Origin of the sequence: Lentzea kentuckyensis (genome assembly GCF_002150765.1) — a bacterium.
Classification (GTDB): domain Bacteria; phylum Actinomycetota; class Actinomycetes; order Mycobacteriales; family Pseudonocardiaceae; genus Lentzea; species Lentzea kentuckyensis.
The window spans coordinates 35,255-48,513 of record NZ_MUYM01000052.1; the positions used below are offsets into that span (position 1 = coordinate 35,255).

A 13,259-nucleotide genomic window follows, 5' to 3' on the forward strand; every position below is an offset into this window, starting at 1 on the left:
GGTTAGGCGAGGGGGATTTCGGCGTGCAGGCGGAACGTGCGCTCGGACGTTGGACCGGCGTCGAGGCTGCCGCCCAGGGCGCAGACGCGGGTGGTCAGGTTGCCGATCCCGCTGCCGTCGCGGGAGTTCCGGTCCGTCGTCGCGAGCCCGTCGTTGATGATGTCCATCGTCACCAGCCGCGGTGAGCTGCACAGCACGATCTCGCAGCGCTCGGCCTTGCTGTGCCGCAGCAGGTTCGTCACGCCCTCGCGCAGCACCGTCGCCAGCGTGACCCGCACGTCCGTGGGCAGCTCGTCGCACGCGTCGATCCGCACGGTCACTTCGATGTCGGCCGCGGACAGCAACGCCTGCGCCGACTGGGTCTCCTCGTTCAACGACAGCTCGCGGTAGCTCAGCGCCACCGACCGCACGTCCGCCAGCGCCTGCCGGGAGATGTCCAGCACCTCGGTGAGCTCCTGCCTGGCCCGGTCGGGATCGATCGTGAGCAGCCGATGGGTGAGCTCGCTCTTCAACGTGATCGCGGACAGGCTGTACCCGAGCAGGTCGTGCAGGTCGCGCGCGAACCGCAACCGCTCCTGCGTGACCGCCGCCGTCGCCAGTTCCTCCCGCGCCTCGTGCAGCTCGGTCACCATGGACCGCAGGCGGGTCAGCGCGTACAGAGCCAGGCCGTGGTTCATCGTGGCCATCACGCCGTAGCCGACCGCCACGGGGTGTGCGCCGAGCGCGTCGTAGATGACGCCCTGGCCGATGACGACCGCGAAGAACGCCACCCATCCCGCGCGTCCGGGCAGCACCAGCGCCGCCGCCCCGGCGAGAAAGCCGGGCACCGCGAGGTACGGGTCGCCGTACAGCAGCTGGGGCGCGTAGACGCACGCGGCCATCGCGGCGAGGAGCGTGCCCGTGCGTGCGGTCAGCCGGTCGTGCTGGCGGGGGACGAGGGCCAGCGTCAGCACGCCGGTGCCCACGATGCCGGCGACGGCGGCGAAGACCCCGAACACGCCGACCTTGCTGTACTCGTAGACCGCCACCAGCATCGACATCGCCACGTAGCCGATCACCACCGCGGTGACCAGGACCTGTGCGAACCGCGTCGCCATCGGCGGGCCCACCGGCCGCGGGTCGCTCGTGGGCTCCTCCGGCGAGGGATCGGCCGGCACCTCGGCGTGCAACCGGTAGGTGCCGTCCGCGGACCTCCGCGCGAGCAGCGAGCCGCCCAGCGCGGTGGTGCGGGTGGCGAGGTTGGTGAGGCCGCTGCCGTGGTCGGTGCCGGCCTCGGCGGGCGCGCCGTCGTTGACGATGTCGATCGACACCAGCCGGCCCGTGCCGGTGATCTCGATGGAGCACAGGGTGGCGTCGCTGTGCCGCAACAGGTTGGTGACGCCCTCGCGCAGCACGGTCGCGAGCACGGTCCGGGATCGCGGGGAGAGCTCGGCGTGGTCCGTCTCGATCGTGGCCGTCACCCCCGCCGCGGCGAGCACCGACCGGGCCGAGTCGATCTCGTCCGCCAGCGACAGCTCGCGGTAGCTCGACGCCACCGCACGAACGTCCGTCAGGGCCTCGCGGGCGATGCCGAGGATCTCGGCCAGCTCCTGCGCCGCCCGGTCGGTGTGTTCCCCGATCAACTTGCGGGCGAGTTCCACCTTCAGCGTGATCGCCGACAGGCTGAAGCCGAGCAGGTCGTGCAGGTCGCGGGCGAACCGCAGCCGTTCCTGCGACACCGCGAACTCGGCGAGCCGCGACCGGGCGGTCTCCAGCTGCTTGACCAGGGGTGGCAGCCGGCACAGGCCGTACACGACCAGACCGGCGACCATCGGCAGGATCGCGTAGTACAGCAGCTGCACCGCCACCTGCACGCCGTTCGCGTACTGGACCACGGGGTTGCTGAGGGCGACCGCGCCGAACACGAGCCACCGGACCCGGCCAGGCAGCACGAGCAACGCGCTGCCGGCGAGGAATCCCGGCATCCCGGTCCACGCGTTCGGGAAGAACGCCATCGGCGCATACACCAGGACCGCCATTGTGCCCAGCGCCAGGTACGCCCGGCCCGACCGCAGGTCCGCGCCCGGCCTGCTGAACACGCGCAGTTGCAGGTACCCGATGGCGAACAGGCAGGCGAGCGACCCCGCGATGCGCACCGGCGTGGCACCGGCCTCCAGCACGTAGGAGAACGCGTTGCCGAGAAAGTTGGCGAACACCACGCTGATCACGACATACGCCAAGCGACGGGACACCGATGAGCGTTCCTGTCGCAGAGTCACAGCAGCAGCTCCCACGCGAGGGTCGGGACGCGGCCATGATACGGGCGCTTCCTGGGAAATCTCGCGTTTCGCGAACCTCGTTCGGAGCAACATGACGACGTCTCAGCACCTCGTCACGACGAGTTGCGCACCGGCGAGGTAGGCGACGACGTCCGCGACCAGCGTCCTGCTGACCTGCAGCGCGTCCGCGATGTGCGTGATCGTGGTTTCCCCGTCGAGCAACGACTTCGCGATCTCCGTCGCCGGCGCGCTGTGCAGGATCGCCTGGTACTGCTGACCCACGCAGGTCAGCGCCTGGTCGCCGTTCAGCCGCTCGATCTCGGTGCCCGGCCGCATCGCGACGGCCTCGTCGTCCTCGATGTGCGGCAACGTGAACACGGCGTCACCGGTCACCGCCACCACCGAGAGGATCGGCCCGGCGCCGTCGTCCAGGCCCAGCGACGGCACGACGCAGCCACCGAGCTGGTCGAGCGTGTTCTTCAGCTTGCGCCAGACGAGACACGGCCCGCTGCCGGTCTTCCAGCGCACGAAGTTCTCGTGCAGCGCGGAGATGTTCTCCAGCGCGACCGGACCGAGGCTCATCCGGTGCAACGCCTCCCGGACGATCGGGCTGGTGTCGACGAGGTGGATCGCACCCCATCGACCGTGCACGGTGAGGTGTTCCGCGCTCTCGTCGACGAACGCGTCCTCGAGCAACGACCACAGCGGGCGTCCCGTTGGGACGTGCGATCGCGTGGGCACCACGGCGCGCCTCCGCTCCGGCAGGTGATGAGTCACATGAACAACGGGATCGGGTTGAGCTCTTCGAGTCTGTGCGGCCGGTCCAGTCGACCAAGTTGTACCGGGACGTCGTAGAGGCGCCCTTGAGCGAACCTCGACCAGAAGTGGCGCAGTCCCGGCACGACGACGCGGACGACGGGGAGCCCGATGTCGGGCCTGGTCTGGTCGAGCACGAGCACCTCCATCCCGCGACTCTCCAGGGTGTCCTGGATGGCGCGGATGTCGTCGGCGAGGTCGCGCCGGTGCTGGTAGCCGTGGTGCATCGCGTCCCGCGGCGCCACGGCGGGGTCGGGGGCCAGCCAGGACTGCTCGGCGACGCGGGTGTGCTCGAACCAGTTCCGCGTGTCGAGGTCGAACTTCTCCAGCCGCACCGGTTCGCAGACCATCGGCATGCACTGGTTCAGCTCAGTCAGCGCCCGGCGGGCTGCGACCCGCGGGTCCAGGTGCGCACCGCAGCCGAGCATGATGTCCTCGCGGGGACCGTTGGTGCGCCGGGACACGGCCACCATCACGGGCACGCCCAGGTCGGCGGTGACGTCGAGCAGCCACACCTCGCGGCCGAGACGCGCGTGCACCTCGCGGCACTCGTCGATCCACCGGTCGTGGAACGAGTCCAGGTCCACGCCGGGCAGCGGTGTGCGGTTGTACCACCAGATCGCGACCGCGTCGCGTTCGACGAGTTCCAGCAGGGCCTGCAGCACCGCGTCCTCCAGGCTGCTGCCGGCGGCGCAACCGTTGGAGTTCGACGAGACGCTCGGCGGGCAGGGGGCGCCGAAGTAGGACATGCCGGTGGGCAGGAACCTGTGCCGCCCTTCGGTGAGCGACCAGTACGGGGTCCAGCTCATCACCTCGTCGTCGTCGAACGGGGTGGTGACGTGCTGGAACTTCGAGTGGCTCGCGTTCCAGGCGTCGCGGTCCGCGAACTGGCGCGGGTGGTACTGCTGAACGGTGTCGGGGTGGATCGCCCGCTCGCCCAGCGACCGGTAGCTGCCGCTCACCTGAGCTTCGTCGCCGCAGAACGCGCCACTGCGTCGTTCCACGGCCTCGCACAACGCGCCGACCTCGGCGTCGAGCGGCGTCACACCCTTGCCGCCGGTCTCGACCCGCAACGACGCGCACAGACCTTCCAACCCGTCACCCGCGGCCGCGATGTTCGAGCCGGACCAGAAGGAGTTGAAGAAGGCGGGACCGTTGGCGTTGCGGCGGATGTCCCGCACGATCCCGGTGACCGGGTTGACGAGGTGCCGGTACGTGTCGAGCACCTCCTGCGGCGACGACGACCGGTGGCCGCCGCCGTCACAAGAGCGCTTGACCCGGCTCGTCAGCTCGACCGGCTCGAACGCCCGGCGTGCGACCAGTCCCGGGTCACCGCAGCCGGGGCACTGCGGGCGAACCCGCACCTCGTGCTGAGTGACCCGCATGGTCAGGCTGTCGTAACTCCAGATGGCCCGCTGGGTGTCCTGGCGCAGGCCCGCGAGCCACTTGGCCGCCTCGACCGAGGCGATCTCCAGCGCGGTCGACCGCAGCGACGGCAGCCCGATGGCGGCCCGCGGTGCCGGGCCACGCTCCCCGCAGCGCGCCCGCACGTGGGCCTCCGCCGACCGGTTGGCCGACAGCCGGGTGGCCAGGCAGCGCCAGCACGGGCCGTCGCCGGGGGTGAAGAAGGGACCCACGCACACCTGTGCACCGACCGGCTTGACCAGCAACCACGGGGTACCGGTGGCGCGATGTGCGGCGTCGATGTCGCGGAGCTCGGGTGCCAGGTAGTCCGCACACGCCACGACCGTCAGGTCACCACTCCCCGAGGTGACCGCGAGTCCGTTGCGGTGCAAGGTGTCCACGAGGTCGTCGCGATCGATCTCACCGATCGCGACGACGGAGACGAGCGACGTCGTTGTCGCCGCCACCGCGTCCGCGGGATCGAGGCCGGCCGCGTCCCAGTACGCGAGCGAGGCCTCGATGTCGGCCGAACCGTCCTCCATGCCCCTGCTGCCGATCAGTCCCGCCGCGGCGAGCCGGGCGAGCATGCGCTCCACCTGCTCGGCGGTGAGGTCCTCGGCCGCGTCGCGCAGCAGTCCCGCGAGGTCGCGGGTGCCGTCGAGCAGCGGTGCCAGTGTCTCGACCTGCGAGCCCTGGATCGCGGTGACCCCGGACTCCCCGAAGAGGTACACCGCTTCGCCCCGCACGATCTGCGGGCGGAGATGTCGTTTGAACCCGATGCGTTGCTCACCCGGTTCGGCCAGGTCGCGTCTCATGCCGCGAGGACTTCCTCGTACTTCACGAACCGGCTGCCGGGCATGGTGTTCGTCCAGCTGCTGCCGCCGATGAAGACGTCCAGCGTGGCTTCACGGTCGAACTCGTAGATCTTCATGTCGTCGGAGTCGTCGGTGAAGGGAACGGAAGACAGGTGCTCCACGGTGACGGTGGGGTACATGTGCATCTCCGATGTTTATGTGTCGATTGTTGGGGTAATCGTGCCGACCAGCGGTAATGGATCGGTAGTTACCGGCTAATGCGCCTCGGTATGAAGTTCTCATACCCGCGCCGGGGAGAACTCACCTGACATCGATGGCTGGTGCACTAACGCCGTCTCCACCTGCGGACCACACTGGTTCTCAAGTTCGAGCAGAAGGAGGACGGCGATGCAGATCAAGGTCCTGGGGCCGGTCGAGGCCAAGGTGAACGGTCGATCGGTCACGCCGTCCGCGGCCAAGCCGAGGCAGATTCTGGCGCTGCTCGCGTTGCACTCCGGCTCCGTGGTGTCCGTGCCGACGCTGATCGAGGAGCTGTGGGACGACCGCCCGCCGCGCAGTGCGCGCACCACGCTGCAGACCTACATCCTGCAGCTGCGCCGGCTGATCGGCGAAGCGCTGGCCTCGTCCGACGAGAGCGGTGCCAAGGAAGTGCTCGTCACCCGATACGGCGGCTACCTGCTCGACGTGCCGGAGGACGCCGTCGACGTGCACGAGTTCGAACGACTGGCGCGGTCCGGCCAGCACGCCTACGACGCCGACGACTACGCGTCCGCGTCCCGGCTGTTGCGCTCGGCGCTGGAGATGTGGCGCGGGCCCGCCGTCGTCGACGTGCGGCCGGGCATGCCGCTCAGCGTCGAGGTGGTGCGCCTGGAGGAGTCCCGGCTCGGCGTGCTGGAGATGCGCATCGAGGCGGACATGCGGATGGGCAAGCACAAGGCGTTGCTGAGCGAGCTTTCCGTGCTGACGGTGCAGAACCCGATGAACGAGAACCTGTGCGCGCAGTACATGATCTCGTTGTTCCGCGCGGGACGGCAGTGGCAGGCCCTGGACGCGTTCCGGGCGTTGCGGCGCACCTTGGTCGACGAGCTCGGCGTGGAACCGTCGGCACGCCTGCAGCAACTGCAGCACGCGATCGTGACGTCCGACCCGCGGCTCGACCGTGCGGAAGCCCGTCAGCTGCAGGGACTTCTGGCCTGATTCAGACTCCAGCGGCCCCCGCCACACTGTGGCGGGGGCCGTTTTTCGTTGTGCGGCAACGCTTTTTCGGTCTGGTGTTCGAGGAAACCTCCACTGGACTACCAGTGCGTCCTGGCAACCTCACTTCGTGGGCGAGCGGAAACGCCCGGTGAGGAAAGGAAAAAGCCGTGAGCGCACTGACCATCGAGGGTCTCAAGGAGATTCTCAACGAGGCCGCCGGCGAGGACGACTCGTTCAAGGCCGGCCAGGACATTCTCGACACTCCGTTCCTCGAGCTGGGCTTCGACTCGCTGGCCCTGCTGGAGACGGTGGCGCTGATCAAGCGCCGGTACGGCGTCGGTGTCGGCGACGACGAACTCGCGGACATCGAGACCCCGCGCGAACTGCTGTCCAAGGTCAACGGAGACCTCGCGGCCTGACCGCCGGCGAGCCGAGAACGGAGACACGGGGACATGACCCACACCACCACGCACACGGTCATGATCGGTGCCCCCGCCAAGGTGGTGTACGACCTGATCGCGGACGTGACGCGCTGGCCGTACATCTTCGGGCCCACGGTGCACGCCGAGGTGTTCGAGACCGACGGGGCCACCGAACGGTTGCGGCTGCACGCCTTCGCCAACGGTGACGTGCGCACGTGGACGTCTCGCCGTGAGCTGGACTCGGCGAACCTGCACGTCAAGTTCGAGCAGGAGCGTTCGGCGGCGCCGGTGAAGTCGATGGGAGGGGAGTGGCGCATCGTGCCGATCGCCGACTCGGCGACGCGCGTCGACCTCCTGCACCACTTCACCACCGCGCAGCCGGAAGCCGTCGATCTGGTCCTGAAGGCGGTGAACAACAACAGCGACGCCGAGCTCGCGGCGCTCAAGCGCGCCGCCGAGCTCGGCGACGACTACGACAAGTACGTGCTGTCGTTCTCGGACAGCATCACGATCCATGCGACCCGCAGGGACGTCTACGAGTTCCTGTACCGGTCGGACCTGTGGCCGCAGCGGTTGCCGCACGTCGCCCGGCTCGACCTCACCGAGGCCGTCACCGGTGTGCAGTCCATGGAGATGGACACGCGCAGCCCGGACGGCTCGATCCACACGACGCACTCCGTGCGGGTGTGCACTCCGCACGACACGATCGTCTACAAGCAGACCAGGACGCCGCCGATCATGGCCGCGCACGTCGGCCGGTGGACGTTGCGGGACATCGGCGACGGCATCGAGGCCGGCATCGAGGCGACCTCGCACCACACCGTCGTCATCCGTCCCGAGGTCGTGCCGGAGGTGCTCGGCCCGGACGGCACGATCGAGCGCGCACGTGAGCTGATCCGCCACGCGCTGGGGACGAACAGCCTCACGACCCTGCGGCACGCCAAGGAGTTCGCCGAGAACGGGTGACCCGCCGGGTTTGAGGAGGTGATGGGCGATGGGGTTGGTCGGGGTGGACCTGCTGACCGCCGCGGCCCGTGCCGCGAGCCGCAACGGGCTCTACGTGGTGTCGATGTACCTGGAGAAGGCCGCGGTCGAGCACCAGCGCAAGGGATGTCCCTCGGAGGTGGCGCCCTGTGCTTACGAGATCGAGGCCTCCCGCGTGCTGCTGTCGGGGTTCTAGATGAAGCTCTACGACATCTCGCTGCGGGGAACCAAACCGGGCAGGATCGGGTTGTCCGTCACCGACAGGCTGGTCGCGGCACGGCGACTCGACGCGCTCGGCGTCACGTTCGTCGACGGAGGCAGGCCGGGCCGCTGGTTCTACGCCAGGGCCGCGATCGAACTCCGGTTGCGGGCCGCCACCCTCATCGCCTCCGGCAGGCCGGAGGACCTCACCGCACTGCTCGCCGCGGAAACGCCCGCGGTGGCGATAGTTGTTCAGGGGCACGGCTTCTCGATTCTCCGAGAGGCCGTGCGTCAACTCGTGCGCGCCGAACGACGAGTGATCGTCGAGGCGCGGGACTTCTTCGACGGCTGGCTGATCGACCCCGAACACGCTTTGGAGGTCGTGCTGACAGCCGCCGAGGCTGGGGCGGAAACCGTGCTGCTGCACGACACCGCGGGTGCGTTGTGGCCAGACCAGATCGGCGAGATCGTCGGGTCGGTCGCGGAAACCGGTGTGCCCCTTGGTTTCGGTTGTCCCGACGACGGCGGATCGGCGGCGAAGCAGCTGTTCGCGGCCGATGCGGGAGCTGGGCTCGTACAGGGGTCCTACGCCGACGTTCGAGGTGGCCTCGATCGGGCCGTTTCACCATTGCCCTGTCCGAGATTGGAGCAGACCGTGTCCGCACAGAAGGCGATTGGAGGTGTCCGATGAGTCGTCGCGCCGTCATCACCGGGGTGGGCGTGGTCGCACCTGGTGGCATCGGAACGAAGGCGTATTGGAAACTGCTGTCCGAAGGGCGTACGGCGACTCGCATCATCACGCACTTCGACGCGTCTCCGTACCGCTCGCGCATGGCGGGTGAAGCGGACTTCGACCCAGTTCGCGAAGGCCTTACGCCGCAGGAGATCCGCAGGCTCGACCGGGCCGCGCAGTTCGCGGTCGTCGCGGGCAGGGAGGCGATGTCCGACTCCGGCATCGAGTTCGACCAGCTCGACCCCGGCCGCATCGGTGTCTCGCTCGGCACCGCGGTCGGGTGCACGACCTCGCTGGAGCGCGAGTTCATCGTCGGCTCCGACCGGGGCAAGTACTGGGAGGTCGACCAGTCCTACGCCGTCCCGCACCTCTACGACTACTTCACGCCGTCCTCGATGGCGACGGAGCTGGCGTGGACCGTGGGCGCCGAAGGTCCGGTCTCGGTGGTCTCGACCGGGTGCACCTCGGGGTTGGACTCGGTGGGTTACGCCGCCGAGCTGATCATGGAGGGCTCCGCGGACGTCGTCGTGACCGGCGGCACCGAGGCTCCGCTGTCCCCGATCACCGTGGTGTGCTTCGACGTCATTCGCGCGTCGAGCACCCGCAACGACGACCCCACCACCGCGTGCCGTCCGTTCGACAAGACCCGCGACGGCCTGGTGCTGGGCGAGGGTTGCGCGATCATCGTGCTCGAGGAGCTGGAGCACGCCCGCGCTCGCGGCGCGCACATCTACGGTGAGGTCGCCGGCTTCGCCTCGCGGTGCAACGCCTACCACATGACGGGCCTGCACCCCGAGGGCATCGAGATGTCCGACGCCATCAACATCGCGCTGAAGCAGGCGCGGGCGGACGCCACGGACGTCGGGTACATCAACGCGCACGGCTCGGGCACCAAGCAGAACGACCTGCACGAGACGGCGGCGTTCAAGCGGTCGTTGGGCGCGCACGCGTACAAGACCCCGGTCTCCGGCTTCAAGTCGATGATCGGGCACTCGCTCGGCGCGATCGGTTCGCTGGAGATCGTCGGCTCGCTGCTGGCGTTCGAGGAGGACCTCATCCCGCCGACGGCGAACCTGCACGAGCCGGACCCCGAGTGCGACCTCGACTACACGCCGCTGGTCGCGCGCGAGAAGAAGGTGAACACGGTGCTGACCGTGGGCAGTGGTTTCGGTGGATTCCAGAGCGCCATGGTGCTCAAGAAGGTGGAAGGGGCAGGCCGGTGACTCGCGCGGTGGTGACGGGAATCGGCATCGCGTCGCCGAACGGGCTGGGGCCGACCGCGTACTGGCGGGCGACCCTGCACGGGGAGGCGGCGATCAAGCCGATCACCCGGTTCGACAGTGCCAACTACTGGGCGAAGATCGCCGGTGAGGTGCCGGGCTTCGAGGCAGGCCGGCACCTGCAGGGCCGGCTGCTGCCGCAGACGGACCACATGACGCGGTTGACGCTGGTGGGCACGGACTGGGCGTTGCGCGGCGCGGGTGTGCAGCCCAACGACATCCCGGACACCGACATCGCGGTGATCACCGCGGCGACGGCGGGCGGGTACGAGTTCGGTCAGCGGGAGCTGCAGAAGCTGTGGCACCAGGGCCCGGAGTACGTCTCGGCGTACCAGTCGTTCGCGTGGTTCTACGCGGTCAACACGGGCCAGATCTCCATCCGTCACGGCACACGCGGTCCCGGCGCGGTGGTGGTGTCCGAGCAGGCCGGCGGCATCGACTCCATCGGGCACGCTCGTCGTCAGCTGCGCAAGGGCGTGCAGCTGGCGTTGACGGGCGGCATGGACTCCTCGCTCTGCCCGTGGGCGTGGGTGGCGCACCAGGCGTCGGGTTGCCTGTCCCGCAACAACAACCCGAAGCGCGCCTACCTGCCGTTCGACCGCGACGCCTCCGGGTACGTCGCCGGTGAGGGCGGCGCGATCATGGTGCTGGAGACGCCGGAGTCGGCGGCCGGGCGTCCAGGCACCCGGATCTACGGCGAGATCGTCGGGTACGCCTCGACGTTCGACTCGCGGATGCCGTCGCGGGAGCCGGGGCTGAAGCGGGCGGCCGAGCTGGCGTTGCGCGACGCCGGCATGGACGCCTCGGAGATCGACGTGGTGTTCGCCGACGCGGCGGGCATCCCCGAGCTCGACAAGGCGGAGGCCGAGGCGATCAAGGGCATCTTCGGGCCGTTCGGCGTGCCGGTGACGGCGCCGAAGACCATGACCGGGCGGCTGTTCGCCGGCGGCGGGTCCCTGGACGTGGCGTCGGCGATCCTCTCCATCTACTGGAGCGCGATCCCGCCGACCGTCAACGTCGAGAACCCGGTGCCGGAGTACGAGATCGACCTCGTGATGAACGAGGCGCGGCACGGCAAGGTCAAGGCCGCTCTGGTGCTCGGGCGCGGCAAGGGCGGGTTCAACTCCGCGATGGTGGTTCGCGAGTACAGGTGAAGTCATGCCTCAAGGCCGTGAAGGTGTCTCCTTCACGGCCTTGAGCCGTTTCTGGAGGCGTGTCGTGGATGTAGCACTGATGTTTCCGGGCCAGGGATCGCAGTACCCGCGGATGGCGGCGTCGCTGTACGGCACGGACGCCGTGTTCACCTCGGTGATCGACGAGGTGGTCGAGCTGTTCGGCGAAGTGGGTTCCGTCGCCTGTGAGGACTGGCTGTCCGGGGCCGATGTCGATCACGTGTCCCGTGCGCAGCCGTTGCTGTTCGCGGTCGACTACGCGTTGGGGCGCATGGTGTTGTCGTGGGGTGTCAAGCCGGTCGCGTTGATCGGGCACTCCGCGGGTGAGGTCGTCGCGGCTACTTTGGCCGGCGTTTTCTCGTTGGAGGACGCGGTGTCGCTGGTGCGGGACCGGGTGGTGTCGGCCGTGTCGATCCCGTCCGGCGGGATGCTGGCGGTGGCGGCCTCCGAGGCCGAGCTGCTGCCCTATCTGGCCGGTGACGTGGCGATCGCGGCGGTCAACTCCGCCCGGCAGACGATGCTGGCGGGGTCCGACGAACCGTTGGCTCTCGTCCGGGCGCGGCTGGAGGCGGACGAGTTCATCGTGGTGACCGTGCCGGCCACCACACCGTTCCACAGCCCGGCGATGCAGCCCGCCGTGGACGAGGCCCTGTCCGCGTGGAACGTCTCGCCTTCCGCGCCGCGCATGCCGGTGTACTCCGGGTATACCGGCACGTTGATGACCCCGGAGGACGCGTTGTCCGCTCGGTTCTGGACTCGTCAGCTGACCGACGCCGTCTACTTCGGACCGGCGTTGAACGACCTGCTGGCGATGTACGACGTGCTGCTGGTCGAGGCCGGTCCCGGTCAGACCCTGACGTCCTTCGCGCGCCGGACGAAGGCAGTGCGGCACGGGGCTTCGCAGGTGTTGCCGTTGCTGGACGCCGCGGATTCCGTCGAGGCTGCTCGCGCTCGCCTGGTCTAGCACGTATAAAAGGGCCGCCCTCTGCTGGGAGGGCGGCCCTTTGGCGGATCTTCTAGTCGATGCCGCGGACGATGTGGTCTTCGTTCTCGGGTGGTGTTGTTTCGTTGTTTTCCATACGTTCCAAGGTAAGTACGGTGATTCAGCTCTCACTTGAGAGCTAGTCGTCGAGCAGGGCGACGGCCCTGGTCCAGCCCGCGCCGGCCCCCTTGATCTTCACCGGGAACGCGACGACGGTGAACCCGAAGGCCGGCAACGCCTCCAGGTTCGCGAGCCGTTCGATCTGGCAGTACTCGCGGTCGCGGCCGGCGAAGTGCGCGGGCCACAGCACGCTCTCGTCCTTGGTCGTCAGGTAGCGCTTGACGATGTCCGGGAACGGCGCGTCGAGGCTGAACGCGTCGGTGGCGATCACCTTGACTCCCAGGTCCAGCAGGAAGTTCGTGGCGGGCCCGTCGAGTCCGGTGTAGTCGGTGAAGTAGGTCTGGGTGCCCGCGTGCTCGGCGGCGCCGGTGTCGAGGATGACGATGTCCATCGGCTTCGGCGTGTAGCCGATCCGGGCGAACTCCTTCTCCAGCACCTCGACGCCGATGACGCCGGTGCCGTGGCCGCGGACGTCGAGCTTCACGCCGGGGTTGTGGAACCACTCCAGCGGCATCTCGTCGATGTGGCGCGGGATTCCGCTGCCGTACGTGGTTTTCGAGCCGTAGTGGCTCGGGGCGTCCACGTGCGTGCCGGTGTGCGAGGTGAGGCTGATCCGGTCCAGCGTCAGGAACTCGGAGTCCCGCAGCACGGACACGTCGAACTCGATGCCGAGCCGTGCCTTGAGCTGCTCGGCCATGTGTTCGGCACCCTGGGCGGCCGTGAGCACCTCGTGCGTCACCGGGTCCGCTTCGTACGCGGATGCGTCAATGTGGGAAGACAGATCGATGATGCGCATGGACCGAGCCTGGCGGGCGTTCCTTGAGCACGTCTCAAGACGCGGTGTGCATGGTTTTGGGGAGCTGACACCGTTTCCT

Annotated in this window: 13 protein-coding genes; 8 read left to right on the plus strand and 5 right to left on the minus strand. The window is 68.8% G+C overall.

The annotated features are described in order from the left end of the window. Positions 1–2 precede the first annotated feature (2 nt). From B0F77_RS23940 to B0F77_RS23955, 4 genes are all read right to left on the minus strand, one after another. A complete protein-coding gene (locus tag B0F77_RS23940; protein WP_158102804.1) occupies positions 3–2,231 on the minus strand; it encodes a sensor histidine kinase in 2,229 nt (742 codons plus the stop codon). A gap of 129 nt (positions 2,232–2,360) precedes the next feature. Then, complete coding sequence (locus B0F77_RS23945) at positions 2,361–3,002, minus strand: hypothetical protein (protein ID WP_143466873.1); 642 nt, start codon at positions 3,000–3,002, stop codon at positions 2,361–2,363. A 29-nt stretch (positions 3,003–3,031) separates the two neighbouring features. Beyond that, complete coding sequence (locus B0F77_RS23950) at positions 3,032–5,293, minus strand: TOMM precursor leader peptide-binding protein (protein ID WP_086665215.1); 2,262 nt, start codon at positions 5,291–5,293, stop codon at positions 3,032–3,034. Beyond that, a complete protein-coding gene (locus tag B0F77_RS23955; protein ID WP_143466874.1) occupies positions 5,290–5,472 on the minus strand; it encodes a hypothetical protein in 183 nt (60 codons plus the stop codon). The genes B0F77_RS23950 and B0F77_RS23955 overlap by 4 nt, the downstream gene beginning before the upstream one ends. Before the next feature lie 208 nt (positions 5,473–5,680). Here B0F77_RS23955 and B0F77_RS23960 point away from each other — a divergent pair, with 208 nt between their 5' ends. The 8 genes from B0F77_RS23960 (at position 5,681) to B0F77_RS23995 (ending at position 12,246) form a co-directional block, all read left to right on the plus strand. Continuing rightward, positions 5,681–6,490: an AfsR/SARP family transcriptional regulator gene (locus tag B0F77_RS23960; RefSeq protein WP_086665217.1), complete on the plus strand. Its 810-nt coding sequence runs from the start codon at positions 5,681–5,683 to the stop codon at positions 6,488–6,490. A gap of 167 nt (positions 6,491–6,657) precedes the next feature. Then, complete coding sequence (locus tag B0F77_RS23965; protein ID WP_086665218.1) at positions 6,658–6,909, plus strand: acyl carrier protein; 252 nt, start codon at positions 6,658–6,660, stop codon at positions 6,907–6,909. Positions 6,910–6,942: 33 nt separating this feature from the next. After that, entirely contained in the window at positions 6,943–7,878 is a 936-nt protein-coding gene (locus tag B0F77_RS23970) for an aromatase/cyclase (protein ID WP_086665219.1), read from the plus strand. Between the two features lie 28 nt (positions 7,879–7,906). After that, positions 7,907–8,092 carry a hypothetical protein gene (locus B0F77_RS23975; protein ID WP_086665220.1) on the plus strand — a complete coding sequence of 62 codons (186 nt, stop codon included), beginning with the start codon at positions 7,907–7,909 and terminating at the stop codon, positions 8,090–8,092. Next, positions 8,093–8,788, plus strand: a complete 696-nt coding sequence (locus B0F77_RS23980) for a beta/alpha barrel domain-containing protein (RefSeq protein ID WP_086665221.1) — start codon at positions 8,093–8,095, stop codon at positions 8,786–8,788. It abuts the gene before it with no gap. Further along, positions 8,785–10,053, plus strand: a complete 1,269-nt coding sequence (locus B0F77_RS23985; RefSeq protein WP_086665222.1) for a beta-ketoacyl-[acyl-carrier-protein] synthase family protein — start codon at positions 8,785–8,787, stop codon at positions 10,051–10,053. Before B0F77_RS23980 ends, B0F77_RS23985 begins: the two co-directional genes overlap by 4 nt. Next, on the plus strand, positions 10,050–11,264 hold the full coding sequence (locus B0F77_RS23990) for a ketosynthase chain-length factor (RefSeq protein WP_086665223.1): 1,215 nt from the start codon (positions 10,050–10,052) through the stop codon (positions 11,262–11,264). The genes B0F77_RS23985 and B0F77_RS23990 overlap by 4 nt, the downstream gene beginning before the upstream one ends. A 64-nt stretch (positions 11,265–11,328) precedes the next feature. Further along, positions 11,329–12,246, plus strand: a complete 918-nt coding sequence (locus B0F77_RS23995; RefSeq protein ID WP_158102805.1) for an acyltransferase domain-containing protein — start codon at positions 11,329–11,331, stop codon at positions 12,244–12,246. 157 nt (positions 12,247–12,403) lie between these two features. On the opposite strand, the gene B0F77_RS24000 is transcribed toward B0F77_RS23995, so the two are convergent. Next, complete coding sequence (locus B0F77_RS24000; RefSeq protein WP_086665225.1) at positions 12,404–13,180, minus strand: cyclase family protein; 777 nt, start codon at positions 13,178–13,180, stop codon at positions 12,404–12,406. Positions 13,181–13,259 lie beyond the last annotated feature (79 nt).

Bases quoted from the DNA above. Each gene is read 5' to 3' on its own strand.
- B0F77_RS23975 (WP_086665220.1), top strand. From the start codon at position 7,907: ATGGGGTTGGTCGGGGTGGACCTGCTGACCGCCGCGGCCCGTGCCGCG.
- B0F77_RS23955 (WP_143466874.1), bottom strand. From the start codon at position 5,472: ATGTACCCCACCGTCACCGTGGAGCACCTGTCTTCCGTTCCCTTCACC.
- B0F77_RS23980 (WP_086665221.1), top strand. From the start codon at position 8,093: ATGAAGCTCTACGACATCTCGCTGCGGGGAACCAAACCGGGCAGGATC.
- B0F77_RS23985 (WP_086665222.1), top strand. From the start codon at position 8,785: ATGAGTCGTCGCGCCGTCATCACCGGGGTGGGCGTGGTCGCACCTGGT.
- B0F77_RS23970 (WP_086665219.1), top strand. From the start codon at position 6,943: ATGACCCACACCACCACGCACACGGTCATGATCGGTGCCCCCGCCAAG.
- B0F77_RS24000 (WP_086665225.1), bottom strand. From the start codon at position 13,180: ATGCGCATCATCGATCTGTCTTCCCACATTGACGCATCCGCGTACGAA.
- B0F77_RS23950 (WP_086665215.1), bottom strand. From the start codon at position 5,293: ATGAGACGCGACCTGGCCGAACCGGGTGAGCAACGCATCGGGTTCAAA.
- B0F77_RS23960 (WP_086665217.1), top strand. From the start codon at position 5,681: ATGCAGATCAAGGTCCTGGGGCCGGTCGAGGCCAAGGTGAACGGTCGA.